The organism is Bacillus sp. FSL W8-0640, from assembly GCF_038007725.1.
In the GTDB taxonomy this organism is placed as follows: Bacteria; Bacillota; Bacilli; order Bacillales; family Bacillaceae_G; genus Bacillus_A; species Bacillus_A cereus.
The window spans coordinates 5,247,263-5,274,035 of record NZ_JBBOXT010000001.1 but is presented as its reverse complement, the minus strand read 5'-3'; the positions used below and the strand labels follow the sequence as shown (position 1 = coordinate 5,274,035).

The window sequence follows — 26,773 nt, the reverse complement described above, 5'->3', positions numbered from 1 at the left end:
AGGTGTCCCTCCTTTACTAAGATGGTAAAAGAATAAGGTTGCGCAACAAATGTACAACCCAATAAATATAAAATGTATATTTATACGAAACGTATTTTAAAACCTAAAAACGTCGTTTGTATATGAGATAGGGTTTTCGACAAAAAAAGCAAATGTGGACAACTATTTACCCACATGTGATTAAAACTGTCCACATGTTATACACAAACTGTGGATAAAATAAAGGTGTGGAAAACTTATTCAAAGTGAAAACACAACTATAATATCAAAAAAAAGTGGCTATAGCAATGAATTTAAGAAAGTTATCCACAAAATCAATACCTTGTGGAATAAACTTGTCCACAACACGATATACTGTGTAAAAGTGCGAAAAAAGTTTGTGGATATAAAAAACGTGAAAAAACATTTATCCACAAGGAAATATAGGTGCTGTGTAAAAGTATGTGAATAGGTTCAAAATGAATATTTGATGAAAATTTCTAGAACCATTGACATTTTCCTAGTTGATTAACTATAATTTATAGGACTGTCTTTAACAGATATTCCTCAGGGAGGTGTCATATAATGAAAAGAACTTACCAACCAAATAAACGTAAGCGCAGCAAAGTACATGGTTTCCGCAGCCGTATGAGCACAGCGAACGGACGTAAAGTGCTAGCAGCTCGTCGTCGTAAAGGAAGAAAAGTATTATCTGCGTAGACCACTGATCGTTCAGTGGTCTTTTTTTCTAATAATAGTGAATTTCCGCTGATGAAATACAGGAGTGTCAATTGATATGAAGAAAAAACATCGTATAAAGAAGAATGATGAATTCCAGGCGGTTTTTCAAAAAGGAAAATCAAATGCGAATCGTCAGTTTGTTGTATACCAATTAGATAAAGAAGAACAGCCAAACTTTCGCATCGGCCTTTCTGTTAGCAAGAAAATTGGAAATGCAGTAGTTCGTAATCGAATTAAGCGCATGGTCCGTCAGGCTATTACAGAGTTAAAAGATGAGATAGATTCTGGGAAAGATTTTGTTATAATAGCAAGGAAGCCTTGTGCAGAGATGACATATGAAGAAGTAAAGAAAAGCTTAATTCATGTCTTTAAACGCTCTGGTATGAAAAGAATAAAAAAGTAGCGTAAGGAAATGAATTACACTATATACATACCGATACAAGGAGGAGTAGGCTTTGAAAAAGAAATTAGGTTTACTAGCCATGGTCGTTGCATTAATGGCGATTGCCACCGGTTGTAGTGAAACGGGTCAGCCGATTACATCGAAAAGTACTGGGATTTGGAATGAATATTTCGTATATCCGCTTTCTCAGTTAATCACGTATTTTGCCGACTTATTTAACAGTAATTACGGTTTAGCAATTGTTATTACAACTCTTATCATTCGTTTTGCATTATTACCACTAATGATTAAACAAACGAAGAGTACGAAAGCGATGCAAGCGTTACAACCGGAAATGGTGAAGTTAAAAGAGAAATATAGCTCTAAAGATCAAGCGACACAGCAAAAACTGCAGCAAGAAATGATGCAGTTATATCAAAAAAATGGTGTAAATCCATTAGCTGGTTGTTTACCAATCTTTATTCAAATGCCAATTCTGTTCGCTTTTTATCATGCAATTATGAGAACAGCTGAAATTAAACAACATAGTTTCTTATGGTTCGATTTAGGACATGCAGACCCGTTCTATATCTTACCGGTCGTTGCAGCAATTACGACATTTATTCAGCAAAAGCTTGCAATGGCAGGAACAGCTGGTCAAAATCCGCAAATGGCAATGATGCTTTGGCTTATGCCGATTATGATTTTAATCTTTGCAATTAACTTCCCAGCCGCATTATCACTTTACTGGGTTGTTGGTAATATCTTTGGTATTGCTCAAATGTACTTTATCAAAGGGCCAGAAATTAAGGCTAGCAAAGCTGGAGGCTCAAGCAAGTGAGTGTAATTACTGCTAAAGGACAAACAGTCGAGCTGGCAGTAGAGGATGCTTTAAGGCAATTAAATACATCAAAAGATCGAGTAGATATAAATATTGTCGATGAGGGTAAAAGAGGATTCTTAGGTTTATTTGGGAATCGTCCTGCAGTAGTAGAAGTTGTATTGAAGAAAGATCCAATTCAAGAATGTGAAGAATATTTAAGAAATGTTATTCACGATATGGGTGTGGAAGTTGAGATTAGTAAAATTGTAAAAGGACGCGAAATTGAATTTACAATTTCTGGTGATAATGTAGGTGTTTTAATTGGGAAAAGAGGTAATACATTGAACTCTTTACAGTATTTAACAAAACTTGTCGCGAATCGTAACACGAAGCAGTATATCGGTATTACACTAGATGCTGAAAATTATCGTAGTAAAAGAAAAAGTACGTTAGAATCACTTTCTTATCGATTAGCGAAACAAGTATTTAATACGAAAAAAAGAGTTATTTTAGAACCGATGCCATCTTTTGAACGAAAAATTATTCATCAGGCATTATCAAATCATCAAGGTATCAATACAACTTCTGAAGGAAATGAACCACATCGGCATGTTGTAATATCTCCTAAATGACCGGTTGCTCAAATGAGTGCCGGTTTTTTTGAGCGGAAAATAGATGTGGATAACTAAAAAACACTAAACTTATCCACTGTGAATAAGTTTAGTGTTTTTTACATGGGGATATAATAAAATGAGTTATTCTTCTTTTGTAGATAGGTTCGTTATGGTATCCTAATAATTTAGTGAAAGAAATAATCATGTTGAAATAGAGATAAATAAGCAAGTGAGGTGAAAGGACATGGAATTTGATACAATTGCTGCGATTTCCACAGCGCTTGGAGAGGGTGCAATTGCCATTGTTCGAGTAAGTGGGGATGATGCGGTTGAGAAAGTTAATCGTATTTTTAAGGGGAAGGATTTAACAGAGGTTCCTTCTCACACTATTCATTATGGTCATATTGTTGATTTAGATACAAATCAAGTTATTGAAGAAGTTATGGTGTCTATTATGCGCGCACCAAGGACTTTTACACGTGAAAATATAGTGGAAATTAACTGTCACGGTGGACTTGTTTCAGTAAATAAAGTATTGCAACTTATTCTAGCACAAGGAGTACGATTGGCAGAACCGGGCGAATTTACAAAACGTGCTTTTTTAAATGGACGTATCGATTTATCACAAGCAGAAGCTGTTATGGATTTGATTCGAGCAAAAACAGATCGTGCGATGAATGTAGCAATTAATCAAATGGAAGGGCGATTATCTAAATTAATTGGTCTTTTGCGTCAAGAAATATTAGAAACATTAGCTCATGTTGAGGTAAATATAGATTATCCAGAATACGATGATGTAGAAGAGATGACACATAATATTTTAATTGAGAAAGCGACGCATGTTCGTTCGGAAATCGAAAAAATATTAGAAACATCAAAACAAGGGAAAATTTTACGTGAGGGTATTGCTACAGCAATTATCGGTAGACCCAACGTTGGGAAATCATCGTTATTAAATAGTCTTGTTCAGGAGAAAAAGGCAATTGTAACTGATATTGCAGGAACAACTCGTGATGTTATTGAAGAGTACGTTAACGTGCGTGGTGTACCTCTTAAACTTATAGATACAGCCGGTATTCGGGAGACAGAAGATGTTGTTGAACGAATTGGTGTGGAACGTTCAAAAGAAATGATGAGCCAAGCGGATTTAGTATTAGTTGTTGTCAACTATAGCGAGGCTTTAACAAATGAGGATGAAGATCTATTCCGTGCGGTACAAGGAAAAGACTTTATTGTTATTGTGAATAAGACTGATTTACCGCAAGCGATTGATATGGAACGTGTTACAGAGTTAGCCGCGGGAAATCGTGTTATTACAACATCCTTAATTGAGGAACAAGGAATAGATGAACTCGAAAAGGCAATAGCTGATTTATTCTTTGAAGGAACAATCGATTCTGCAGATATGACATATGTTTCTAATGCGAGACATATTGGATTATTAACACAAGCAGGAAAAACAATCGGTGATGCAGTTGAGGCGATTGAAAATGGTGTACCAATTGATATGGTACAAATTGATTTAACAAGAACGTGGGAAATACTTGGTGAAATTACTGGGGACACAGTGCATGAAAGCTTAATTGACCAGTTGTTCTCTCAATTTTGTTTAGGAAAATAATATAGTGAAGTTGTAGAAAGATAGAGATTATTAGGAGGAATAAACAATGGGATACAATGCCGGTTCATACGATGTCATAGTAATCGGTGCAGGTCATGCAGGATGTGAAGCTGGTCTTGCGGCAGCACGAATGGGCTCAAAAACATTAATGTTAACAATTAACTTGGATATGGTAGCATTCATGCCATGTAACCCTTCTGTTGGTGGACCAGCAAAAGGGATTGTTGTTCGTGAAATTGATGCATTAGGCGGAGAAATGGGACGTAATATTGATAAAACTCATATTCAAATGCGTATGCTAAATACAGGTAAGGGACCAGCCGTACGTGCACTTCGAGCGCAAGCTGATAAATTCTCTTACCAACATGAATTAAAGAAAACAATTGAAGAAACACCAAACTTAACGTTGTTCCAAGGAATGGTAGAGCGTTTAATCGTTGAAGAAGGTGTATGTAAAGGGGTAGTTACACAAGCTGGTGCAGAATATACAGCAAAAACAGTTGTAATTACAACTGGAACATTTTTACGCGGCGAGATTATCATGGGCGACTTAAAATATTCAAGTGGTCCAAATAACCAGCAACCGTCTATTACATTATCTGAGCATTTAGAGGAGCTTGGATTTGATCTTGTGAGATTTAAAACAGGGACACCTCCTCGTGTAAACAGTAATACAATTGACTACAGTAAAACAGAAATTCAACCAGGTGATGATAAGCCACGTGCATTCTCTTTTGAAACAACGAAATTTATTATGGATCAAATTCCATGTTGGTTGACATATACAAGTACAGAAACACACCGTTTAATAGATGAAAATTTACATCGTTCAGCTATGTATTCTGGTATGATTAAAGGAACAGGTCCTAGATACTGTCCTTCTATTGAAGACAAAGTAGTAAGATTTAATGATAAACCACGTCATCAAATTTTCTTAGAGCCAGAAGGGCGTAATACACAAGAAGTATATGTACAAGGTTTATCCACAAGCTTACCAGAAGATGTACAACGTGACATGCTTAGAACAATTCCAGGCCTAGAAAATGTTGAAATGATGCGTACAGGTTATGCAATTGAATATGATGCAATTGTGCCAACACAACTATGGCCAACACTTGAAACGAAAAAGATTAAAAATTTATATACAGCAGGACAAATTAATGGAACTTCTGGTTACGAAGAGGCGGCCGGACAAGGGCTTATGGCTGGAATTAATGCAGCATGCCGTTCTTTAGGTAAAGAAGAAGTTGTTTTAGGTCGCGAGGATGCTTATATTGGCGTCTTAATTGATGATCTTGTAACGAAAGGTACAAATGAACCATATCGTTTATTAACGTCTCGTGCAGAATACCGTCTATTATTACGCCACGATAATGCTGATCTTCGTTTAACTGAAGTTGGTCGTAAAATTGGATTAATTAAAGAAGAGCGCTATGAGCGATTTACAAATAAAAAATTACAAATTGAACAGGAAAAGGAACGTTTAAGCAGCATTATTATTAAACCACGTCCTGAAGTTCAAGAATTAATTCGCAATATTGGCGGAAGTGAATTGAAAGATGGAATACGTGCAAGTGACTTATTACGTCGTCCAGAGATGACATATGAGCATATTCATCTTTTAGTACCAAGTGAAGTAGAATTAAGTGATGAAGTTAAAGAACAAGTTGAAATTCAGATTAAGTATGAAGGATATATTGAAAAATCTTTACAGCAAGTAGAGCGTATGAAGAAAATGGAGAATAAAAAAATCCCTGTAGATATTGATTATGATGCGATTTCTAGCATTGCTTCAGAAGCTAGACAGAAATTGAAAGATGTTCGTCCACTTTCAATGGGGCAGGCTTCACGTATTTCTGGCGTAAATCCAGCGGATATTTCCATTTTACTTGTGTATATAGAACAAGGAAAAATTGCACGCGTATCGAACCAATAAATAGTAAGGAGATATTGCTAGATGAACATAGAACAATTTCAATCTATGCTAGAAGAGAAGGGAATCACCCTCTCTTCTAGACAGTTAGAGCAGTTCAAAATCTACTTTGAAACATTAGTAGAGTGGAATGAAAAAATGAACTTAACGGCTATTACAGAAAAAGAAGAAGTATATTTAAAACACTTTTTTGATTCCATTACAGCTGCTTTTTATTATGATTTTTCAAAACCATTCTCAATTTGCGATGTTGGTGCAGGGGCTGGATTCCCAAGTATTCCTTTAAAAATTTGTTTCCCGCATTTAAAAGTAACAATTGTAGATTCGTTGCAAAAACGTATTAATTTCTTAAATCACTTAGCACAAAAGTTAGAATTAAGTGATGTTGCATTTTGTCACGATCGTGCTGAAACGTTTGGGAAAAAAGAAGGTGTACGTGAATCATACGATATTGTAATGGCACGTGCAGTTGCGCGTCTTTCTGTATTAAGTGAGCTATGTTTACCGCTTGTAAAAGTTGGAGGAACATTCATTGCAATGAAAGGTGCAGCAGCAAACGAAGAAATTGAAAATGGCAAGTATGCTTTAGAGGTGCTAGGCGGAGAGTTAAAAGAGATGTCTACGTTCCAATTACCGTTTGAAGAGAGTGAACGTAATATTTTATTAATCGAGAAAAAGCGCAAGACACCAAAGAAATATCCACGCAAACCGGGAACACCCAATAAATTACCTATTGAAAAATAAATCTTATTAGACGTAAGATTAAATTATATAAATGAAAACGTAAATGTTTCATAGGAAACATTTTATGGAGAATAGTCAATAGGCCTAAAAGGTGGTGGAATATGTATGAAAAATACGTTTTCTCGTTTATTTGGCTTTGGAGATAAAGAGAGCGAATTCGAATTACAAGACGAAAGCCATGAAGAGATAGATAAAAAGGTATATGAAGAAATACAAGAAATTCCGATAGTAAATATTACCCCTAACCGTTATCAACCAAGAACAGTTTTTGATGATGCGCGTATTGATGAGCTAGCATTAACAATTCGTACACATGGACTTATTCAGCCGATTGTTGTAAGGCAATATGAGGATGATAAGTACGAGATTATTGCTGGAGAAAGACGTTTTCGCGCGGCAACAAAGTTAGGTTGGGAAAAGGTTCCTGCAATTATAAAGAACTTAAATGATACAGAGACAGCTTCTGTAGCTTTAATTGAAAACTTGCAACGTGAGGAACTAACGGCAATCGAGGAAGCTGTGGCATATCAAAAGCTGATTGAGTTACATAATTTAACACAAGAAGCATTGGCACAACGACTTGGAAAAGGACAATCTACAATCGCAAATAAGTTGCGATTGTTAAAGTTGCCTGAAGAAATAAAAAGTGCATTATTAGAAAAAAGCATTACAGAACGTCATGCCCGCGCTCTCATTCCTTTAAAAAATGAGGAATTACAACTGAAAGTTTTACAGGAAATTGTGGAGAAACAACTAAATGTAAAGCAAACAGAAGAACGAATTGCGAAGTTACTAGAGGAAGCGAAACCGAAGCGTAAGGCAAAGCAAAAAGCAGTAAGTCGAGATACGAGGATTGCTATGAATACAATTAGACAATCTTTACAAATGGTTACTGAAAGTGGTTTGAATGTTAATTCTGAGGAAGAAGAATTTGATGAGTACTATCAAATTACAATTAAAATTCCAAAGAAAAAATAATAATGACGTGCTAGAGACCTTATCCTATTGGAGAGGTCTCTTTTACTATATTTTCTTGTTAAATGAAGAAGGAGTTTAGAAATAAATTTTGAAGTTTAATAAAGGACGTAAAAGAAAAAGTTTTATTTCATGTTACAATAAACGTAATTGTTACTAGAATAAGATAGAAAGGTTGAAAGTAGGTGACATCATGGGAAAAATCATTGCTATTGCTAATCAAAAAGGCGGTGTTGGAAAAACAACAACATCTGTTAATTTAGGGGCTGGATTGGCGCAAGTAGGTAAAAAAGTCCTTCTTGTAGATATTGATGCTCAAGGAAATGCAACGACTGGTGTGGGAATTGAAAAATCTGAATTAGATCAATGTATTTACAACGTTCTTGTGGAAGATGCAGATGTTCAAGGGGTTATACAGAAAACCGCAACTGAAAACTTAGATGTTCTACCCGCTACAATTCAATTAGCTGGTGCTGAAATTGAATTGGTACCGACTATTTCCCGGGAAGTACGTTTGCAAAGAGCATTACAGCCAGTTCGTGATGAATATGACTATATTATTATCGACTGTCCCCCATCTTTAGGGTTATTAACGATTAATGCATTAACAGCAGCAGATTCTGTTATTATTCCTGTACAGTGTGAATATTACGCACTAGAAGGGTTAAGTCAGCTATTAAATACAGTTCGACTTGTACAAAAACATTTAAATAAAAATTTAGCAATTCAAGGTGTATTGTTAACAATGTTGGATGCCCGTACAAATTTAGGAATTCAAGTTATAGATGAAGTGAAAAAGTATTTTAGGGATAAAGTATATCGCTCGATTATTCCGCGTAATGTACGCTTGAGCGAGGCTCCAAGTCATGGGAAACCTATTATGCAGTATGACGCTAAATCAAGAGGAGCAGAAGTATATATAGATTTAGCAGAGGAAGTGATTGCAGGTGGCTAAAGGATTAGGAAGAGGAATTAATGTGTTTTTTCCTGATTTAGATGTGAAAGAAGAGGAAACAATTCAGGAGATTCTTGTAACTGAATTAAGGCCGAATCCATATCAACCGCGTAAACACTTTAATAAAGAGGCGATTCAGGAATTAGCAATTTCGATTAAGGAACACGGTATTCTACAACCATTAATTGCTAGGAAGAGCATTAAAGGATATGAAATTGTTGCAGGTGAAAGACGATTTCGTGCTGCGAAAGAGGCTGGTTTAGAAAAAGTACCTGCGGTTGTAAGACAATTAAATGAACAGCAAATGATGGAATTTGCTTTGTTAGAAAACTTACAACGAGAAGATTTAAATCCTATGGAAGAGGCAATGGCATACCAGATGTTAATGAATGAGCTAAATGTAACGCAAGAACAATTAGCGAAACGTCTTGGTAAAAGCAGACCTTACATTGCAAATTATACTAGGTTATTAAGCCTACCTTCTTTCGTACAAGATATGATTGCAAATGGTCAACTTTCAATGGCTCATGGGAGAACTTTACTTACGATAAAAGATGAAGAACAATTGAAGTCCTTATTGAAACGCATTGAAAAAGAAGGATTAAATGTTCGTCAATTAGAGAAAATCGTCCAAGAGATTAATCAACACGTTTCACGTGAAACAAAAAAAGTGAAAAAAGAGCGAAATATATTTTTCGTAGAACGTGAAACGTTCTTAAGAGAAAAGTTTGGCACAGATGTGAAAATTAAAGAGACGAAAAAAGAAAAAGGTAAAATCGAAATTGAATTTTTTAATAAAGAAGATTTAAATCGTATTTTAGAACTATTAGCACAGAAAAATTAAAAAGCAAACCATCTTATTATTTATAGATGGTTTGCTTTTTTTAATGCGGATAATTTTTGATCCGTCTCTTTTATACTTTGTGCGATTACATCAGCCATTTTCATGACTAAACTTAATCTTGTATTTTGAAGAACGAAAAACTCCATAAACCCATTTAGATTGACGATACCGTGTATGTGCAAATCACCAACTGCAGGTAATTTCTTATTCATAGCAGCTCCAGGTTTACTAGGTCCCTTTCCAGTAGTGATTGATCCGATATTTTGGGACTTTCCTAAACATGCATCAACAGCAATTATAAATGCAGTAGGATATTCTTTCTGTATATTCTGAATTTTCTCTTCTAAATTTAGCGCATGTACTGGCTCATCTAGTGTACCGAATACTTGGAGGTTTTGGATGTCTATTTGTTCAAGTTTTGTACCAACTAATGGGCCGAGTGCGTCACCTGTAGAGCGATCTGTGCCGATACAAACGAGAATGAGTGGTATATTAGTTTTAATAGGAATATGGGTAAGTAAGAAATTACTGATTATCTCGGAGGCTTCTAGATCTTGGTGCATAACGTTTTGAGTTTCTTTCTCAAAAAATGGTAAGCGAAAACTTCCAATATTCATGAAGCACCCATCCTTTTAATAAATTTTCAATATATGTTATATGGTGAGGAAAATGGAAAGTTATAAGTACGTAATTTTTGCAAAATGTGAATGAAAACGGAAATAATAGTACTAGTATATATATATTCGTTCCATTTTATACCTGGATGTCGGGGATAAAATAGGATTAAAATCATAAAATTTTTTCAGCAATTAGGGGACTTCTGATACAATAATAAGGGTAACTAAAAAGAAATTTTAGCTAGAGAGGTAGAGGTACATGGATTTATTAGCGAAGTGGTTTAATTCTATGAAACAGTATTTATTAGATGCTGATCGTTGGGCTCATATTGGAGTTGCGACATTAAAAATATGTATTATTTTAACAATTGGTGCAGTTGTTGTGCGAATTGCAAGAGCGGTTGTACGAAATGCGTTTCGCATGGGAAGTCGTTCTCCAATTCAAATTTCAGAACGTCGTACAGTTACAGTAGCGAAATTACTTGAAAATATTGTAGCGTACGTTGTTATGTTCATTATGCTAATTGCGATTTTAGGTGTGTTTGATATTAATGCATCAGGTTTATTAGCGGGTGCTGGGGTAATTGGTTTAGCAGTCGGATTTGGTGCTCAAAGTTTAGTGAAAGATGTTATTACAGGTTTATTTATTTTGTTAGAAGATCAGTTTTCGGTTGGCGATTATGTTAAAATCGGTCAATTTGAAGGAGTCGTTTTAGAAATTGGACTTCGTACAACGAAAGTAAAGAGTTGGACAGGTGAAATTCATACTTTACCAAATGGAAGTATTGTTCAAGTTACTAACTACTCAGTTAGTAATAGTGTAGCGTTTGTTGATGTATCTATTTCATATGAGGCTGATATTGCGAAAGCAGAGCAAGTTATTGAAGATTTATTAGTAGAATTACCTTCAAAGTACGAAAAAATGGTAACAACACCTCAATTATTAGGTGTGCAAACATTAGCTGCATCAGAAGTTATATTACGTGTTATTGCTGAAGTAGAACCGATGCAACATGCAGTTATTGCAAGGGCACTTCGTAAAGAGATTAAAAATCGTCTTGATTTACATGGAATTGAAATTCCATATCCACGTATGGTTTTATATAATCGTGAAGAATTAGTTAGTGGAAAAGCAATTTAGTATGGAGAGGAGTTTGGAGAGTGGAGCAAAAGGAATATAACTTGTATGATGTTGTGGAAATGAAGAAAGCCCATCCATGTGGCGAGAATCGTTGGAAAATTATTCGTATGGGAATGGATATCCGCATTAAGTGCGAGGGGTGTGACCATTCAGTAATGATTCCTCGAAGAGAGTTTGATCGTAAGGTGAAAAAAATACTTGTGAAGCACGAAGAATAGAGGGAGAGTAACAGTTACAGTAGGTAACTGTTACTTTTTTTCGTTTGGCGGAAACTTGTCATTTTTTTCGTTACTATCTATAATGATGAAAGATTGAGACATAGGAGTGAAAAATATGGGATTAACGGCTGGGATTGTTGGATTACCTAACGTAGGGAAGTCCACTTTATTTAATGCAATTACACAAGCAGGAGCAGAATCTGCGAACTATCCATTCTGTACAATTGATCCAAACGTAGGGATTGTAGAAGTACCAGATGAGCGTTTAAATAAATTAACGGAATTAGTAGAACCGAAAAAGACTGTTCCGACTGTATTCGAGTTTACTGATATTGCAGGTATTGTAAAAGGTGCTAGTAAAGGTGAAGGTTTAGGAAATAAATTCTTATCTCACATTCGTCAAGTAGATGCAATTTGCCAAGTTGTTCGTTGTTTTGAAGACGAAAATATTACGCACGTTTCAGGGAAAGTAGATCCAATTGATGATATTGAAACAATCAATTTAGAGCTAATTTTAGCGGACTTAGAGTCTGTTGATAAGCGTATCGAGCGTGTTGCGAAATTAGCAAGACAAAAAGATAAAGAAGCGGTATATGAGCATGAAATTTTAGTTCGTTTAAAAGAAGCTTTTGAAGAGGGAAAACCAGCTCGTACTGTTGAATTTACAGAAGAGCAGATGAAGGTTGTTAAAGGCCTTCATTTACTTACAACAAAAGAAATGTTATACGTAGCGAATGTAAGTGAAGACGATGTTATCGATCCTTCGGAAAATAAATACGTACAAATGGTAAAAGAATTTGCAGCAAATGAAAATTCTCAAGTAATCGTTGTATGTGCAAAAATCGAATCAGAAATCGCTGAATTAGACGAAGAAGAGAAAAAAGTATTCCTTGAAGAATTAGGAATTGAAGAGTCTGGTTTAGATCAATTAATTCGTGCAGCATATGACCTATTAGGACTTGCTACTTACTTTACAGCTGGCGTTCAAGAAGTACGTGCTTGGACATTTAAACAAGGAATGAAGGCACCGCAATGTGCTGGTGTTATTCATACAGACTTTGAGCGTGGATTTATTCGTGCAGAAACAGTTTCTTACGATGACTTAATGACAAACGGTTCTATGACAGCTGCAAAAGAAGCTGGAAAAGTACGTTTAGAAGGAAAAGAATATATCGTAAAAGACGGAGATGTTATGCACTTCCGTTTTAACGTTTAATTTAATATTTCCTAGGAAAAATAAAGATATGAGCTTGGCAAATATATTATATGTTTGCCAAGTTTTTTATGTATTGGTGAGTTGATTCATATAACTTACTATGATATAATCTAAACTCGTGAGTAATTACTATAAATTAATTGCTCCTTGCCCATTACGGGCCGTTTAGACCAAAAGGAGGTGAAAGTGTAATGAGAAAGTACGAAATTATGTACATCATTCGTCCTGGCGTTGAAGAAGAAGCTCAAAAAGCTTTAGTTGAACGTTTTGCAGGTGTTTTAACAAACAATGGTGCAGAAATCATTAACACGAAAGAGTGGGGTAAGCGTCGTTTAGCTTACGAAATCAACGACTTACGTGAAGGTTTCTACATGATCTTAAACGTGAAATCTAACGCAGAAGCGATTAACGAATTCGACCGTTTAGCTAAGATCAACGAAGACATCCTTCGTCATATCGTTGTTAAAGAAGAAGAAAAATAATTGATATATAAGGGAGAGTGGTTCGATTGATGAATCGTGTTATCCTCGTTGGTCGTTTAACTAAGGACCCTGACTTACGTTACACGCCCAATGGTGTTGCAGTAGCTACTTTTACGTTAGCTGTGAATCGCGCATTTGCCAATCAACAAGGTGAGCGTGAAGCTGACTTTATTAATTGTGTAATATGGCGTAAACAAGCAGAAAACGTAGCAAATTATTTGAAAAAAGGTAGCTTAGCAGGCGTAGATGGACGTCTTCAAACTCGTAATTACGAGGGACAAGATGGTAAACGTGTATACGTAACAGAAGTTCTTGCGGAAAGCGTGCAATTTTTAGAGCCGCGTAATGGCGGTGGGGAGCAACGTGGTTCATTTAATCAGCAACCATCAGGAGCTGGTTTCGGTAACCAAGGCTCTAACCCATTTGGTCAATCTAGTAATTCAGGTAACCAAGGTAACTCTGGATTTACGAAGAATGACGATCCATTTTCAAATGTAGGTCAACCGATCGACATTTCCGACGACGATTTACCGTTCTAATACAGTAAATTTGTTAGTTTTAACAAAGAATGGAGGGAAATAGACATGGCAGGACGCAAAGGTGGACGTGCGAAACGTCGTAAGGTGTGTTTCTTCACAGCTAACGGCATCACTCGCATTGACTATAAAGATGTTGATTTATTAAAACGTTTCGTTTCTGAGCGTGGTAAAATTTTACCTCGTCGTGTAACAGGAACAAGCGCGAAATACCAACGCAAACTTACAGTTGCAATTAAACGTGCTCGTCAAATGGCACTTTTACCATATGTTGGTGAATAATAGCGTATGAAATGCACAGTAGAGTCGGACTCTACTGTGCATTTTGCTATGCTTTTCTTTTTTGAAAGAGAGGTTAAAATGTGAAACAAGCAAGATTTATTACTGAAGGTGCCGCGTTGTTGGCTATATATGCAATGTTATTGCTTATATCTATGTATGTTCCGATTTTGGGTACAGTTGTAACTTTTGCGTTGCCGTTACCATTTATACTATTAATGATAAGACATAAACTATCTAATGTGCTCGTGGTTTTTGTAGCGGCACTTTTTGTTACTGTTATTGTGAGTCAACCGATGAATTTAGTGAAGACAATTATGTTTGGATTGATAGGGATTGTTTTAGGATATATGTATAAAACAAGAAAAAAGCCAGTGGAAATCTTAATAGCTGGGACGCTTGCATACTTAATTGGTTTTGTACTTATTTATGTTGCGAGTATAAAGTTTTTCAACATAGATATAATGAAGCAAATGCAAAGTATATTTAGTGAAAGTATGGCGAAAAGCGAAAAGATAGTAAGTGCTACAGGTATGCCGATTAGTAAGGAACAAAAAGAGTTACTTGCACAAATGAACGATATATTACAATCGTTACTTCCGAGTATACTTGTGCTAGTTTCAGTATGTTTTTCTTGGATTACAGTGATAATATCAGGTAGTGTTTTGAAAAAGTTAAAACATGACGTTATATCTTGGCCTAAATTTAAAGATATACAATTACCAAAGAGTATCATTTGGTATTACGTTATATTTATTTTGTTAGCAACTTTTATAAAAGTAGAACCAACATCATATTTACATATGGTATTTTCTAACCTAAATGTCATATTTGCACTATTGCTTGTACTGCAAGGTCTGACATTTATCGCCTTTTTAGCGTATAGAAAAGGTTTTACTAAAGGGGTTCCTATTATTAGTTTTATTGCATGCATGTTTATTCCGATGCTGTTTCCTCTTGTGACAATCTTAGGTATAATTGACTTAGGGATTTCATTGCGTTCTAAAATAGGGGGATAAAATAATATTCCTTATACTATTTTAATCTGTTTAACTAACTGGAAGGTGAGTTAGTTTTACTTTATAGGAGTTGTATACATGCCTGAATTTGATAAGAAACAGTGGTTTTTATATCCTGTTTATGTATTGGCATTTTTTGTGTTTGTGCTCATTTCAATTCTCTGTTATTTTCATTTAATTATGGGGATAGCTGCTTTTGTCATTTTTTGTATCGTATTCTTTATCGTTATACGATTTGAACTTAATTTTCAAAGGAATTTCGAAAAGCATACGACAGATATGATTACAAGAGTAAAGAAAGTAAGTAATGAAGCATTTAACCAAATGCCGATTGGTATTTTGTTATACAATAAGGATTATGGGATTGATTGGGCAAATCCTTATTTATCTTCATGTCTGGGACAGCATGCATTAGCTGGATGGCACCTTTACGATGTATCAGAAACATTACTTCTTTTCATTAAAGGAGAAACTTCTGATGATATAGTCTCTTTAAATAATCGAAAGTTTCGCGTTTTTGTAAGGAAAGAAGAAAAGTTAATTTATTTCTTTGATGTAACGGAACAAACAGAAATCGAAAAGATGTACGAGGATCAAAGGACTGTTTTAGCTGTCATCTATTTGGATAATTATGATGAAGTTACACAAGGATTAGATGATCAATTACGTACGAATATAACAAGTCTTGTGACATCGCGACTAAATGAATGGGCACTTAAGTATGGGGCGTATTTAAAACGTGCATCTTCAGAAAGATTCTTCGTTGTGCTAAATGAAAGTATTTTGACGCAGATGGAAAAAGGGAAATTTAGCATTTTAGATCAGGTGCGTGAAGAAACATCTAAAAGGAATATACCACTTACATTAAGTGTGGGTGTCGGATCAGGTGATTTACCTTTATCAGAGCTTGGAGCAATGGCTCAATCTGGTTTAGATCTTGCGCTTGGGCGTGGGGGAGACCAAGTAGCTATTAAACAAGCGACAGGTAAAGTTAAGTTCTATGGAGGTAAGACAAATCCGGTTGAAAAACGTACCCGTGTACGCGCTAGGGTCATTTCGCATGCGTTAAAGGATTTAGTATTAGAAAGTAGTAATGTCATTATTATGGGGCATAGGGCTCCCGATATGGACGCAATTGGTGCTGCGATTGGTATTTTAAAAGTGGCTCAATTAAATGAGCGTAAAGGATATATTGTGTTAGATGAAAATGATTCCGATAAAGGAATTAAGCGTTTGATGGACAAAGTGAAACAAAATGAGGAGTTATGGTCTCGTTTTATTACTCCAGAGCAAGCGATGGAATTTGCAAATGATGAGTCGTTACTTGTTGTTGTCGATACGCATAAACCTTCTATGGTGATGGAGCAAAAACTGTTACATAAAATTGAAAATGTAGTAGTTATTGATCATCATCGCCGTGGAGAAGATTTTATTGAAGATCCATTGCTAGTTTATATGGAACCATATGCTTCTTCAACAGCAGAATTGGTTACAGAATTACTTGAGTATCAACCTAAAAATTTAAAGATGACAATGTTAGAAGCGACGGCATTGTTAGCGGGTATTATTGTCGACACGAAAAGTTTCACATTCCGGACAGGGGCTCGTACATTTGATGCTGCTTCTTATTTACGCTCACATGGTGCAGATACTGTACTTGTACAAGAACTTTTAAAGGAAGATATGGATCAGTATTTACGGGTTGCAAAAGCTATAAAAAATGCGTACATTTATAAAAATGGAATTGCGATTGCTAAAGTTGATAGTGATGATTACTACGATCAAGTGCTTATTGCGCAATCGGCAGACACGTTATTAACGATGACAGGGATTATTGCATCATTTGTTGTTGCGAAACGTGGCGAGAATCTCATTGGAATTAGCAGCAGGTCTTTAGGTGAAGTGAATGTGCAGCTAATTATGGAAAACTTAGGCGGTGGCGGGCATTTGACGAATGCAGCCACACAGATGAAAAATGTTACAGTAGATGAAGCTGAGGAGAAGCTTCGATTTGTTATTGATGACTATTTACAGGGAGGCACACAATCATGAAAGTAATTTTTCTAAAAGACGTAAAAGGTAAAGGTAAAAAAGGAGAAGTAAAAAACGTACCAGATGGCTATGCAAATAACTTCTTATTAAAACAAGGATTAGCTGCTGAAGCAACAAATAGCAGTATGAAAACTTTAGAAGCTCAAAAGCGTAAAGAAGAAAAAGATGCAGCAGCAGAGCTTGAAAATGCAAAAGAGTTAAAAGAGACTTTAGAGAAATTAACTGTAGAATTAAAGGCGAAATCTGGAGAAGGTGGCCGTTTATTTGGTTCTATCACAAGCAAACAAATCGTAGATGCAATGCAAAAATCACACAAGATTAAGCTTGATAAACGTAAATTTGAAATGGACGATGCAATCCGCGCGTTAGGTTATACAAACGTTACTGTGAAATTGCATCCACAAGTAACAGCAACAGTAAAAGTTCATGTTAGTGAACAATAAAAATAAATTAAGCAAGGAGGATTGCGTATGAGTGATGTACTTGCTGATCGTACCCCTCCGCATAATATAGAGGCTGAGCAGGCGGTTTTAGGGGCCATATTGATTGATCAAGATGCGTTAACTTCAGCATCAGAGTTATTGGTACCTGATTCGTTCTATCGAACGAAACATCAAAAGATTTTTGAAGTCATGCTTGGGCTATCTGATAAGGGAGAGCCGATCGACTTAGTAATGATGACATCAGCAATGGCTGATCAAGGATTACTAGAAGAAGTTGGTGGGGTTTCTTACTTAGCAGAGTTAGCAGAAGTTGTGCCAACTGCAGCTAACGTAGAATATTACGCACGCATCATCGCTGAAAAGGCGCTTTTACGTCGTTTAATTCGCACGGCGACTCATATTGTATCGGATGGATACGAGAGAGAAGATGATGTGGATGGTCTTTTAAATGAGGCTGAGAAAAAAATATTAGAAGTATCCCATCAAACGAATGCAAAAGCATTCCAAAACATTAAAGATGTTCTTGTAGATGCTTATGACAAAATTGAACTTTTGCATAATCAAAAGGGTGAAGTTACTGGGATACCAACTGGGTTTACTGAATTAGATAAGATGACAGCAGGTTTCCAACGAAATGATTTAATTATCGTGGCAGCACGTCCATCAGTAGGGAAAACGGCATTTTCATTAAATATTGCACAAAACGTAGCGACGAAAACGGATGAAAATGTAGCGATTTTTAGTTTGGAGATGGGTGCTGATCAGCTTGTTATGCGTATGCTTTGTGCAGAAGGGAATATTGATGCACAAAGACTTCGTACTGGTTCATTAACTTCCGATGATTGGGCAAAATTAACAATGGCAATGGGGAGTCTCTCAAATGCTGGTATATATATTGATGATACGCCAGGTATTAAAGTAAATGAGATTCGAGCAAAATGTCGTAGATTAAAGCAAGAACAAGGTCTTGGTATGATTTTGATTGACTATTTGCAGCTTATTCAAGGAAGTGGGAAATCAGGAGAAAACCGTCAGCAGGAAGTATCTGAGATTTCTCGTACCTTAAAAGGGATTGCACGTGAATTGCAAGTGCCTGTTATTGCTTTATCACAGTTATCTCGTGGTGTAGAATCTCGTCAAGATAAACGCCCGATGATGTCTGATATTCGTGAATCTGGAAGTATTGAGCAGGATGCTGATATTGTAGCTTTCCTATATCGTGAAGACTACTATGATCGAGAAACGGAAAACAAAAATACAATTGAAATTATTATTGCAAAACAACGTAACGGTCCAGTAGGTTCAGTGGAACTTGCATTCGTCAAAGAGTTCAATAAGTTCGTTAACTTAGAACGTCGTTTTGAGGATGGACATGCTCCACCGGCATAAAGGCAGTATAAAAAAGAAACACATTTCTTATAATAAGATGTGTTTCTTTTTTTTTATAAGAAAGATAAGGCTTTCATAAGTTAAATATATAATTCTTACGAACGAAAATGTTTTTTTGTGAAAAAATGTTCGCTTTTCGGTTGACTTCTCTTTCGGTTTTGGTACAATTATATTGTTTGAATAGATCGTTTGAAAATTGCGGAGGTGCTTTAATAATGTCTTCAGTAGTAGTTGTAGGAACACAATGGGGCGATGAAGGAAAAGGTAAAATCACTGATTTTCTTTCTGAGCATGCGGAAGTAGTTGCAAGATATCAAGGTGGAAATAACGCGGGACATACAATTGTTTTCGGCGGAGTTAAATATAAATTACACTTAATTCCATCTGGTATTTTCTATAAAGAGAAAATTTGTGTAATCGGAAACGGATTAGTAGTAGATCCAAAAGCATTACTTGAAGAGTTAAAATACTTACACGATCGTGGTGTAAGTACTGATAATTTACGTGTAAGTAACCGTGCACATGTTATTTTACCTTACCACTTAAAGCAAGATGAGTTAGAAGAAGCAAGTAAAGGTGATAACAAAATCGGTACAACGAAAAAAGGTATCGGTCCTGCATATATGGATAAAGCTGCTCGTATTGGTATTCGTATGGCTGATCTTTTAGACCGTGAAGCATTTAAAGAGAAGCTTGAGCGCAATTTAGTAGAAAAAAATCGTTTATTTGAAAAAATGTACGATACAGAAGGTTTCACTGTAGAAGAAATTTTCGAAGAGTACTTCGAGTACGGGCAACAAATCGCGCAATATGTATGTGATACATCTGTTGTATTAAATGATGCATTAGATAATAATCACCGTGTATTATTTGAAGGTGCGCAAGGTGTTATGCTTGATATTGACCACGGTACGTACCCGTTCGTTACATCTTCTAACCCAATTGCTGGTGGTGTAACAGTTGGAACTGGAGTTGGTCCTGCGAAAGTTACTCGCGTTGTAGGTGTATGTAAAGCATATACAAGCCGCGTTGGTGATGGTCCATTCCCTACTGAGCTTCATGATGAAATTGGTCATCAAATTCGTGAAGTTGGTCGCGAGTATGGAACGACAACTGGTCGTCCACGCCGCGTAGGTTGGTTCGATAGCGTTGTTGTAAGACATGCACGTCGTGTTAGTGGTTTAACGGATCTATCATTAAATTCTATCGACGTTTTAACAGGTATTCCAACTCTTAAAATTTGTGTTGCTTACAAATACAATGGTGAAGTTATTGATGAAGTTCCAGCTAACTTAAACATTTTAGCAAAATGTGAGCCTGTATATGAAGAGCTTCCAGGTTGGGAAGAAGATATTACTGGTGTAAAATCATTAGATGAACTTCCTGAAAATGCACGAAAATACGTAGAACGTGTTTCTGAGTTAACAGGAATTCAAATATCTATGTTCTCAGTTGGACCAGATCGTAACCAAACAAATATTGTTCGTAACGTATACGAAGCTTAATTAATAGTATTTAGAAAAAACTCATGTCCGCATGAGTTTTTTCTTATTCTTTTATAAAAAAACAAAAAAAGTATTGCAATAAATACAGAATACATGTTATGATACATCTTGTCGTCACGAAAATATGACGTTGGTGAGTATGAGCCATTAGCTCAGTTGGTAGAGCATCTGACTTTTAATCAGAGGGTCGAAGGTTCGAGTCCTTCATGGCTCACCATTTTATTTTTCGTGGCCCGTTGGTCAAGTGGTTAAGACACCGCCCTTTCACGGCGGTAACACGGGTTCGAATCCCGTACGGGTCATGTTTTTTTTTGCTTATTTTTGGTCCCGTGGTGTAGTGGTTAACATGCCTGCCTGTCACGCAGGAGATCGCCGGTTCGACCCCGGTCGGGACCGCCACTTTTGTTTATACCACCATTAGTGGTTTTATATATAGTTTTGGCTCGGTAGCTCAGTCGGTAGAGCAGAGGACTGAAAATCCTCGTGTCGGCGGTTCGATTCCGTCCCGAGCCACTCTCAGGATATTAAGTGGGCCCACTTAATATCCTTTTTATTTATGTAATTTTACAAAACTGAGTAGTTATTTTAAAATAGAACGGGGAGCCTCTAGCAGTTGAAGCTAGAGGTTTTTCTATAGATCGTATAAGATGCCGTGTAAAAGTGGATCATACATGAGTCTATGAGAATAGAGGAGAAAATACTTAAACAAAGGATGCGATCATATAGGACATACTATGTAAACATCAATATGTTTAGGGATTATTGACCATATTTTTATAAGGAGGAAATAGACGATGATGGGAAAGAAAATTTTAGTAGTTGATGATGAAAAGCCGATTGCAGATATTTTGAAGTTTAACTTAGAAAAAGAAGGTTTTGAAATAGTAATGGCACATGATGGTGATGAAGCAATTGAAAAGGCTAATGAAGAGCAACCAGATATGGTTTTATTAGATATTATGCTACCAGGTAAAGACGGCTTAGAGGTTTGCCGTGAAATACGTAAAAGCTCAGAAATGCCGATTATTATGCTTACAGCAAAGGACTCTGAGATTGATAAAGTATTAGGGCTTGAGCTTGGGGCAGATGATTATGTAACGAAGCCATTTAGTACAAGGGAATTACTTGCTCGTGTGAAGGCGAATTTACGCCGCCATCAACAAGGTGGTGCTGCGGAAAAAGAAGAAAATACAGAAATGGTTATTGGACCAATTGTGATTAATCCAAATGCATATAGTGTAACGAAGCGCGAGGAAAATATCGAGCTTACACATCGTGAATTTGAGTTGCTACATTATTTAGCGAAACATTTAGGACAAGTTATGACACGCGAACATTTATTACAAACAGTTTGGGGTTATGACTATTTTGGAGATGTGCGCACAGTAGACGTTACAGTACGTCGTTTGCGTGAAAAAATTGAAGATAATCCAAGCCATCCTACTTTAATTGTAACTAGACGTGGAGTAGGGTATTACTTGCGTGACCCAGAGCAGGAATAGTATATGAAGAAAGTTGGTTTTTTTCAATCTATTCATTTAAAATTTGTGCTTATATATATGCTATTAATATTAATAGCGATGCAAGTTATTGGAGTATATTTCGTAAGGGAATTAGAGAAGAGCTTAGTACAAGGTTTTAGGGATTCTTTAACGCAGCAAACAAACTTATTATCATATAATTTGAAGCAAGAGTTTAAAAAAAGTTATACAAAAGCAGAAACAGAGTCAACAGATGAAACGATTAAAACGTCAATTCGAAAATTTGCCTCTGATCAGAAGAAAGTTATACAAGAGGTAAGTGTATTTGATTCGCACAGAAAGTTACTGGCTATTTCAGATGAATCAAAGCAGAATAAGGTGAATCGAACATCAACTGATATAGCTGTTCAGCGAGTGTTAGTACAAAAAAAGCCAGAAGTGAAAATTGAGAAGGATGGTAGTACAGGTCATCGTGTTCAAGTTATGCTTACTCCGATTCTAGATGATAACGGTAAGGATGCGCTTGGTGTTATTTACATTGTGGCATCTATGGAAGATGTATATAAACAAATGAAGGATATAAATCAAATTTTTGCTACGGGAACAGTAATTGCTTTATTAGTAACGGCCGTACTTGGGATTTTATTGGCTCAAACAATTACAAGACCAATTTCAGATATGCGGAGACAAGCAATTGAAATGGCAAAAGGAAATTATTCCAGAAAAGTAAAAGTGCATAGCCATGATGAAATTGGACAACTGGCATTATCCTTCAATAATTTATCGAAAAAATTACAACAAGCTCGTTCTTCTACAGAAAGTGAAAGGCGTAAATTATCATCTGTTTTATCACATATGACAGATGGAGTAATTGCTACTGATCGAAAAGGGGATATTATTTTACTAAATGACCCTGCGGAAAAGATGTTAAATGTTTCTCGTGAAACAGCGCTCGATCAATCTGTTTTAGAGGTATTAGGGATACAGGAAGAATTTACGCTCGATCATTTATATGAAGAGCCAGATTCTGTTTTATTAGATTTTAGTACGAGAAACGAACCATATATTTTACGTGCTAGTTTCTCTGTTATTCAAAAAGAAACAGGGAAGGCAAACGGCTTAATTGCTGTACTATATGATGTAACAGAGCAGGAACGTATAGAACGGGAACGCCGTGAGTTTGTGGCAAATGTCTCTCATGAATTAAGGACGCCATTAACGACGATGCGCAGTTATTTAGAGGCACTTACAGATGGAGCATGGCAGGATCCAAATATTGCACCACAATTTTTAACGGTTACACAAGAAGAAACAGAAAGAATGATTAGACTTGTAAATGCGTTGTTACAGCTATCTAAACTGGATAGTACAGAGCATCGTTTAATGAAAGAATGGGTCGACTTTACTGATTTCTTTAATAATATTATTGATCGCTTTGAAATGTCTAAAGAGCAAAATGTAAGTTTCAAACGATCTTTCTCTAAGAAATCTAGATTTATTGATATGGATACTGACAAAATTACTCAAGTGCTGTATAACATTATTTCTAACGCATTAAAGTATTCACCAGAAGGTGGAACAGTAACATATCGTTTACGTGATCGCGGTGATTTATTAGAAATTAGTGTAAGTGACCAAGGAATGGGTATTCCAAAAGAAAACGTTGATAAAATCTTTGAACGTTTTTATCGCGTAGATAAAGCTCGTTCAAGACAAATGGGTGGTACGGGACTTGGATTAGCAATTGCAAAAGAAATGATTGAGGCACATGGTGGCTCTATTTGGGCGAAGAGTGAAGAAGGAAAAGGGACAACTATTTATTTCACGTTACCAATGGCAGCAGATGAAGAGGACGATTGGGAATGAGTATGGAAAACTTTAAAACAATAGTTTTAATTAACCTAGTTGTAATTAGCCTATTTCTTACTTTTAATCTATGGACGTATGTGCCAGATTCTACATCCATGCAAAACGCGAAATTTGTACAGGGGAATGAAGGAATGAACCAAACTAAAATTTCCGATGTTGTCCGTCCTACTTCTATCATCGTGCATAAAGATAAAAATCATTATGGGAGCAGAAGAGAGGCAGATATAGAATCAATCTATAAGCCTCTAGAAGTAGGGGAACTACATGGTTTTAGAGAGATATCAATCACTAAGGGGGATTTCCTTTCATATGTGCATGGTGAAGGGAAAGTTGAACTTGTTTTTCCTACCGATATCCCATTTGATGCAGTTAAATCCATGTTCAACATGAAAGAGAAAAGTACAGATAAGCCTAAACATTTTAATCGTATTCTCCTTGATCCTTCTAGAAGTAAGGATCAAGAAATTAAAATTAACTTTGTTTCTGATGGTGATAACTTTAAAATATACGAGGCAAAATTAAGTGGCTTGTATTTAAAAGATATTGTAAATGCCCAAAATCAATTTATAGTATCAGCAAAACCTTATTTTGATTATCAACTTAATGATATGAAAAAATTATTTTTACCAGATGGAACGACAGAGTTAAGCAATATAACATATATTTCATCTAATTTAGCAGTTGATACGTTTAAGAATACTCTGTTTAGTGATCCTCGTTATTTAAGTCCGATTACCGAGATGTCGAAAGAAACATTTACAGATGGTATTAGATCCATGGAAATTGAAAACGATCGTCACATGCTAAAGTATAAAAACTCTTCTGTTTTAACTGAGAAAACGATAGATAATTTAATGCTTTTACAAAAAAGCTTTGAATTTGTAAGTGGTCACAGTGGCAGTTTGGATTCATATCGTTTGGACTATATGAATAAAGGAGAGACAGTATTTCGCTTAAATGAAGATGGATATCCAGTATTCAATGCAGATGGATTAGCGGAATTAAGACAAGTATGGGGATCAGAAGAAGTAATGGAATATGAAAGACCGTTGCTGTCTTTAAATACTAAAGGTATAGAACAGAAGGTTACTCTTCCGTCAGGGCATGTTGTAATAGCATCCCTAGAAAATAACCCAGAGATAAAGAAACAATTAATTAAGGATATTGGCATTGGATACAAGTTATCACTAGATGGGCAAGTGGTTCGACTACAACCAATTTGGTATGTAAAGCTTGTTGAAGATGAAACAGGTAAACAGAAAATCTATGAGTGGAGTGAGGGAGGACTAAATGGATTGGGATCGGATTAAAACCATATTTATTGTGACCTTTTTTGTTTTGGACCTCTTTCTCATTTTCCAATTCATTCAAAAGCAAGATAGTAATCAATTGGAGCTTATTGCAGAAACAAAGATAGATCAAGAATTAAAAGCAAATAAAATTACGATGGGAAATATCCCTAAAGAACCGAAAAAAGAGTCATTTATTAGAGCGGAAAATAAAGCCTTTAAAGAAGAAGATATACAGTCTTTGAAAAATCAAACGGTGCATATACAAAATATGTACAAGATAGAAAGTAAGCTAAAAGAGCCTTTTTTAAATACGAAATCATTATCAAAAGATAAGTATAATGAATTTTTGAAGAACTATGTATTGGATGGACAAAAGTATGAATTTGGAGCGGTGAAAGACTCTAAAATTTATTTCTTCCAAAAATATAAAGATAAGCCTATTTTCTATAATAATCAGGCGATGATTGTTGTGGAATTAAATGAAAAAAATGAACTTGTTTCATATACGCAGACAATGCTAACTGATTTAAAAGAAATGGGCGAAGGTGAAAAAACGAAAGAGCAAGAAATTATTACGGCTCAAACAGCTTTAGAAAATTTGTATTTAAAAAATAAAATTCATGGAAATACGCATGTTAAAGAAGCGCAAATTGGTTATGCCACTCTTACCGCATCTACTTCTAATAACCAAGTACTTGCTCCAACGTGGAATTTAAAAACGGAGCAGAAGCAGGACTTCTTTGTGAATGCAATTGAAGGACAAGTTATGGAATTAGGAGAAAAGGAAAATCAAGTGGTTGATGAACATACTGGAGTGAGAAAGAATGGGGTTGCATTTTAGCGTACTTGCAAGTGGAAGTACAGGAAATATGCTATACGTAGGAACCGATGAAAAAAAATTACTAGTCGACGCAGGTTTAAGTGGTAAAGCAACAGAGGCTTTATTTAAACAAGCAGAACTAAATATAAATGATGTATCAGGTATTCTTGTAACGCATGAGCATAGTGATCATATTAAAGGATTAGGTGTATTGGCACGTAAATATGATTTACCTGTTTATGCGAATGAGAAAACATGGAATGCAATGGAACATTTAATAGGAAATATCCCAACTGAACAAAAGTTTATTTTCTCAGTTGGTGATGTGAAAACATTTGGTGATATTGAAGTCGAGTCATTTGGAGTTTCTCATGATGCGGCAGAACCGATGTTTTATGCTTTCCATAACAATAATAGGAAATTAGCGCTTATTACAGATACGGGATACGTAAGTGACCGTATGAAGGGCGTTATTAAGGGAGCTAATGCTTTTGTATTTGAAAGTAATCATGATGTAGAAATGCTTCGTATGGGACGTTATCCATGGAGCATTAAACGACGTATTTTAAGTGACGTTGGGCATGTTTGTAATGAGGATGCTGCATTAGCGATGGCAGATGTAATTACAGATGAGACAAAGCATATTTATTTAGCCCATTTAAGCTTAGATAATAACATGAAAGAACTAGCGCGTATGTCAGTATCACAAGTACTAGAGGAAAAAGGATTTGGAGTGGGTGAATCCTTTGAAATTCACGATACAGATCCAAAAATGCCTACAAAAATTCAATACGTATAATTCT

At 35.8% G+C, this 26,773-nt stretch carries 27 protein-coding genes and 4 tRNA genes; 30 read left to right on the top strand and 1 reads right to left on the bottom strand.

Features of this window, described 5'->3' with window-relative positions; translation table 11 throughout:
- Positions 1 to 564 precede the first annotated feature (564 nt).
- From rpmH to spo0J, 10 genes are all read left to right on the top strand, one after another.
- Positions 565 to 699 carry a 50S ribosomal protein L34 gene (gene rpmH / locus N2V80_RS27245; protein ID WP_000831901.1) on the top strand — a complete coding sequence of 45 codons (135 nt, stop codon included), beginning with the start codon at positions 565 to 567 and terminating at the stop codon, positions 697 to 699.
- Positions 700 to 775: 76 nt separating this feature from the next.
- Positions 776 to 1,123 carry a ribonuclease P protein component gene (gene rnpA, locus N2V80_RS27240; RefSeq protein ID WP_000726621.1) on the top strand — a complete coding sequence of 116 codons (348 nt, stop codon included), beginning with the start codon at positions 776 to 778 and terminating at the stop codon, positions 1,121 to 1,123.
- A gap of 52 nt (positions 1,124 to 1,175) precedes the next feature.
- A complete protein-coding gene (gene spoIIIJ, locus N2V80_RS27235; protein ID WP_000727737.1) occupies positions 1,176 to 1,943 on the top strand; it encodes a YidC family membrane integrase SpoIIIJ in 768 nt (255 codons plus the stop codon).
- Positions 1,940 to 2,557 (top strand): RNA-binding cell elongation regulator Jag/EloR, encoded by a 618-nt coding sequence (gene jag / locus N2V80_RS27230; protein ID WP_000111516.1) that lies wholly within the window; start codon positions 1,940 to 1,942, stop codon positions 2,555 to 2,557. Before spoIIIJ ends, jag begins: the two co-directional genes overlap by 4 nt.
- Before the next feature lie 226 nt (positions 2,558 to 2,783).
- A complete protein-coding gene (gene mnmE, locus N2V80_RS27225) occupies positions 2,784 to 4,160 on the top strand; it encodes a tRNA uridine-5-carboxymethylaminomethyl(34) synthesis GTPase MnmE (RefSeq protein ID WP_000393769.1) in 1,377 nt (458 codons plus the stop codon).
- 46 nt (positions 4,161 to 4,206) lie between these two features.
- Positions 4,207 to 6,096, top strand: coding sequence for a tRNA uridine-5-carboxymethylaminomethyl(34) synthesis enzyme MnmG (gene mnmG, locus N2V80_RS27220; RefSeq protein ID WP_000541055.1), 1,890 nt, complete (start codon positions 4,207 to 4,209; stop codon positions 6,094 to 6,096).
- A 21-nt stretch (positions 6,097 to 6,117) separates the two neighbouring features.
- Positions 6,118 to 6,837, top strand: a complete 720-nt coding sequence (rsmG, locus tag N2V80_RS27215; RefSeq protein WP_001019628.1) for a 16S rRNA (guanine(527)-N(7))-methyltransferase RsmG — start codon at positions 6,118 to 6,120, stop codon at positions 6,835 to 6,837.
- 105 nt (positions 6,838 to 6,942) lie between these two features.
- The gene (noc, locus tag N2V80_RS27210) at positions 6,943 to 7,815 is read left to right on the top strand and encodes a nucleoid occlusion protein (RefSeq protein WP_000799016.1); all 873 of its coding nucleotides are present in this window, start codon (positions 6,943 to 6,945) and stop codon (positions 7,813 to 7,815) included.
- Between the two features lie 190 nt (positions 7,816 to 8,005).
- On the top strand, positions 8,006 to 8,767 hold the full coding sequence (gene soj / locus N2V80_RS27205; RefSeq protein WP_000516114.1) for a sporulation initiation inhibitor protein Soj: 762 nt from the start codon (positions 8,006 to 8,008) through the stop codon (positions 8,765 to 8,767).
- Positions 8,760 to 9,611: a stage 0 sporulation protein Spo0J gene (spo0J, locus tag N2V80_RS27200; protein WP_001051829.1), complete on the top strand. Its 852-nt coding sequence runs from the start codon at positions 8,760 to 8,762 to the stop codon at positions 9,609 to 9,611. The genes soj and spo0J overlap by 8 nt, the downstream gene beginning before the upstream one ends.
- Before the next feature lie 20 nt (positions 9,612 to 9,631).
- On the opposite strand, the gene yyaC is transcribed toward spo0J, so the two are convergent.
- The gene (gene yyaC / locus N2V80_RS27195; protein WP_001020715.1) at positions 9,632 to 10,228 is read right to left on the bottom strand and encodes a spore protease YyaC; all 597 of its coding nucleotides are present in this window, start codon (positions 10,226 to 10,228) and stop codon (positions 9,632 to 9,634) included.
- Between the two features lie 259 nt (positions 10,229 to 10,487).
- On the opposite strand from yyaC, the gene N2V80_RS27190 reads away from it, so the two are divergent.
- The 20 genes from N2V80_RS27190 (at position 10,488) to N2V80_RS27095 (ending at position 26,769) form a co-directional block, all read left to right on the top strand.
- Positions 10,488 to 11,369, top strand: coding sequence for a mechanosensitive ion channel family protein (locus tag N2V80_RS27190; RefSeq protein WP_000364815.1), 882 nt, complete (start codon positions 10,488 to 10,490; stop codon positions 11,367 to 11,369).
- A 20-nt stretch (positions 11,370 to 11,389) separates the two neighbouring features.
- Positions 11,390 to 11,587: a DUF951 domain-containing protein gene (locus N2V80_RS27185; RefSeq protein WP_000435485.1), complete on the top strand. Its 198-nt coding sequence runs from the start codon at positions 11,390 to 11,392 to the stop codon at positions 11,585 to 11,587.
- Between the two features lie 115 nt (positions 11,588 to 11,702).
- Positions 11,703 to 12,803, top strand: coding sequence for a redox-regulated ATPase YchF (gene ychF, locus N2V80_RS27180; RefSeq protein WP_000524672.1), 1,101 nt, complete (start codon positions 11,703 to 11,705; stop codon positions 12,801 to 12,803).
- A 191-nt stretch (positions 12,804 to 12,994) separates the two neighbouring features.
- Entirely contained in the window at positions 12,995 to 13,285 is a 291-nt protein-coding gene (rpsF, locus tag N2V80_RS27175) for a 30S ribosomal protein S6 (protein ID WP_001233778.1), read from the top strand.
- Positions 13,286 to 13,311: 26 nt separating this feature from the next.
- On the top strand, positions 13,312 to 13,824 hold the full coding sequence (gene ssb / locus N2V80_RS27170) for a single-stranded DNA-binding protein (RefSeq protein WP_000981966.1): 513 nt from the start codon (positions 13,312 to 13,314) through the stop codon (positions 13,822 to 13,824).
- A gap of 45 nt (positions 13,825 to 13,869) precedes the next feature.
- Positions 13,870 to 14,103, top strand: a complete 234-nt coding sequence (gene rpsR / locus N2V80_RS27165; protein ID WP_000918873.1) for a 30S ribosomal protein S18 — start codon at positions 13,870 to 13,872, stop codon at positions 14,101 to 14,103.
- An 80-nt stretch (positions 14,104 to 14,183) separates the two neighbouring features.
- Positions 14,184 to 15,119, top strand: a complete 936-nt coding sequence (locus N2V80_RS27160) for a YybS family protein (protein ID WP_000806422.1) — start codon at positions 14,184 to 14,186, stop codon at positions 15,117 to 15,119.
- A gap of 78 nt (positions 15,120 to 15,197) precedes the next feature.
- Positions 15,198 to 17,171 carry a DHH family phosphoesterase gene (locus tag N2V80_RS27155; protein ID WP_001113788.1) on the top strand — a complete coding sequence of 658 codons (1,974 nt, stop codon included), beginning with the start codon at positions 15,198 to 15,200 and terminating at the stop codon, positions 17,169 to 17,171.
- Positions 17,168 to 17,614: a 50S ribosomal protein L9 gene (gene rplI, locus N2V80_RS27150; protein WP_000864228.1), complete on the top strand. Its 447-nt coding sequence runs from the start codon at positions 17,168 to 17,170 to the stop codon at positions 17,612 to 17,614. Before N2V80_RS27155 ends, rplI begins: the two co-directional genes overlap by 4 nt.
- Before the next feature lie 27 nt (positions 17,615 to 17,641).
- On the top strand, positions 17,642 to 19,003 hold the full coding sequence (gene dnaB / locus N2V80_RS27145) for a replicative DNA helicase (protein ID WP_001286148.1): 1,362 nt from the start codon (positions 17,642 to 17,644) through the stop codon (positions 19,001 to 19,003).
- Between the two features lie 215 nt (positions 19,004 to 19,218).
- Positions 19,219 to 20,508 (top strand): adenylosuccinate synthase, encoded by a 1,290-nt coding sequence (locus tag N2V80_RS27140; protein ID WP_000100238.1) that lies wholly within the window; start codon positions 19,219 to 19,221, stop codon positions 20,506 to 20,508.
- Positions 20,509 to 20,649: 141 nt separating this feature from the next.
- Positions 20,650 to 20,725: transfer RNA gene (locus N2V80_RS27135), tRNA-Lys, on the top strand.
- 13 nt (positions 20,726 to 20,738) lie between these two features.
- Positions 20,739 to 20,810 (top strand) — tRNA-Glu (locus tag N2V80_RS27130).
- Between the two features lie 21 nt (positions 20,811 to 20,831).
- A tRNA-Asp gene (locus tag N2V80_RS27125) sits at positions 20,832 to 20,907 on the top strand.
- A gap of 41 nt (positions 20,908 to 20,948) precedes the next feature.
- Positions 20,949 to 21,021 (top strand) — tRNA-Phe (locus N2V80_RS27120).
- Between the two features lie 281 nt (positions 21,022 to 21,302).
- The gene (gene walR / locus N2V80_RS27115) at positions 21,303 to 22,010 is read left to right on the top strand and encodes a cell wall metabolism DNA-binding response regulator WalR (protein ID WP_000971865.1); all 708 of its coding nucleotides are present in this window, start codon (positions 21,303 to 21,305) and stop codon (positions 22,008 to 22,010) included.
- 3 nt (positions 22,011 to 22,013) lie between these two features.
- Positions 22,014 to 23,855 carry a cell wall metabolism sensor histidine kinase WalK gene (gene walK, locus N2V80_RS27110; protein ID WP_000755367.1) on the top strand — a complete coding sequence of 614 codons (1,842 nt, stop codon included), beginning with the start codon at positions 22,014 to 22,016 and terminating at the stop codon, positions 23,853 to 23,855.
- A complete protein-coding gene (locus N2V80_RS27105; protein WP_016111063.1) occupies positions 23,852 to 25,168 on the top strand; it encodes a YycH family regulatory protein in 1,317 nt (438 codons plus the stop codon). The genes walK and N2V80_RS27105 overlap by 4 nt, the downstream gene beginning before the upstream one ends.
- Complete coding sequence (locus tag N2V80_RS27100) at positions 25,149 to 25,991, top strand: two-component system regulatory protein YycI (RefSeq protein WP_000383740.1); 843 nt, start codon at positions 25,149 to 25,151, stop codon at positions 25,989 to 25,991. Before N2V80_RS27105 ends, N2V80_RS27100 begins: the two co-directional genes overlap by 20 nt.
- Entirely contained in the window at positions 25,975 to 26,769 is a 795-nt protein-coding gene (locus N2V80_RS27095) for an MBL fold metallo-hydrolase (RefSeq protein ID WP_000522837.1), read from the top strand. The genes N2V80_RS27100 and N2V80_RS27095 overlap by 17 nt, the downstream gene beginning before the upstream one ends.
- Positions 26,770 to 26,773: the final 4 nt, after the last annotated feature.

What these genes read in the sequence shown, in the direction of transcription:
- rpmH (WP_000831901.1), top strand. Translation starts at nt 565, where the DNA reads ATGAAAAGAACTTACCAACCAAATAAACGTAAGCGCAGCAAAGTACAT.
- rnpA (WP_000726621.1), top strand. Translation starts at nt 776, where the DNA reads ATGAAGAAAAAACATCGTATAAAGAAGAATGATGAATTCCAGGCGGTT.
- mnmE (WP_000393769.1), top strand. Translation starts at nt 2,784, where the DNA reads ATGGAATTTGATACAATTGCTGCGATTTCCACAGCGCTTGGAGAGGGT.
- mnmG (WP_000541055.1), top strand. Translation starts at nt 4,207, where the DNA reads ATGGGATACAATGCCGGTTCATACGATGTCATAGTAATCGGTGCAGGT.
- rsmG (WP_001019628.1), top strand. Translation starts at nt 6,118, where the DNA reads ATGAACATAGAACAATTTCAATCTATGCTAGAAGAGAAGGGAATCACC.
- noc (WP_000799016.1), top strand. Translation starts at nt 6,943, where the DNA reads ATGAAAAATACGTTTTCTCGTTTATTTGGCTTTGGAGATAAAGAGAGC.
- soj (WP_000516114.1), top strand. Translation starts at nt 8,006, where the DNA reads ATGGGAAAAATCATTGCTATTGCTAATCAAAAAGGCGGTGTTGGAAAA.
- yyaC (WP_001020715.1), bottom strand. Translation starts at nt 10,228, where the DNA reads ATGAATATTGGAAGTTTTCGCTTACCATTTTTTGAGAAAGAAACTCAA.
- N2V80_RS27190 (WP_000364815.1), top strand. Translation starts at nt 10,488, where the DNA reads ATGGATTTATTAGCGAAGTGGTTTAATTCTATGAAACAGTATTTATTA.
- ychF (WP_000524672.1), top strand. Translation starts at nt 11,703, where the DNA reads ATGGGATTAACGGCTGGGATTGTTGGATTACCTAACGTAGGGAAGTCC.
- rpsF (WP_001233778.1), top strand. Translation starts at nt 12,995, where the DNA reads ATGAGAAAGTACGAAATTATGTACATCATTCGTCCTGGCGTTGAAGAA.
- rpsR (WP_000918873.1), top strand. Translation starts at nt 13,870, where the DNA reads ATGGCAGGACGCAAAGGTGGACGTGCGAAACGTCGTAAGGTGTGTTTC.
- N2V80_RS27155 (WP_001113788.1), top strand. Translation starts at nt 15,198, where the DNA reads ATGCCTGAATTTGATAAGAAACAGTGGTTTTTATATCCTGTTTATGTA.
- rplI (WP_000864228.1), top strand. Translation starts at nt 17,168, where the DNA reads ATGAAAGTAATTTTTCTAAAAGACGTAAAAGGTAAAGGTAAAAAAGGA.
- dnaB (WP_001286148.1), top strand. Translation starts at nt 17,642, where the DNA reads ATGAGTGATGTACTTGCTGATCGTACCCCTCCGCATAATATAGAGGCT.
- N2V80_RS27140 (WP_000100238.1), top strand. Translation starts at nt 19,219, where the DNA reads ATGTCTTCAGTAGTAGTTGTAGGAACACAATGGGGCGATGAAGGAAAA.
- walR (WP_000971865.1), top strand. Translation starts at nt 21,303, where the DNA reads ATGATGGGAAAGAAAATTTTAGTAGTTGATGATGAAAAGCCGATTGCA.
- walK (WP_000755367.1), top strand. Translation starts at nt 22,014, where the DNA reads ATGAAGAAAGTTGGTTTTTTTCAATCTATTCATTTAAAATTTGTGCTT.
- N2V80_RS27105 (WP_016111063.1), top strand. Translation starts at nt 23,852, where the DNA reads ATGAGTATGGAAAACTTTAAAACAATAGTTTTAATTAACCTAGTTGTA.
- N2V80_RS27100 (WP_000383740.1), top strand. Translation starts at nt 25,149, where the DNA reads ATGGATTGGGATCGGATTAAAACCATATTTATTGTGACCTTTTTTGTT.
- N2V80_RS27095 (WP_000522837.1), top strand. Translation starts at nt 25,975, where the DNA reads ATGGGGTTGCATTTTAGCGTACTTGCAAGTGGAAGTACAGGAAATATG.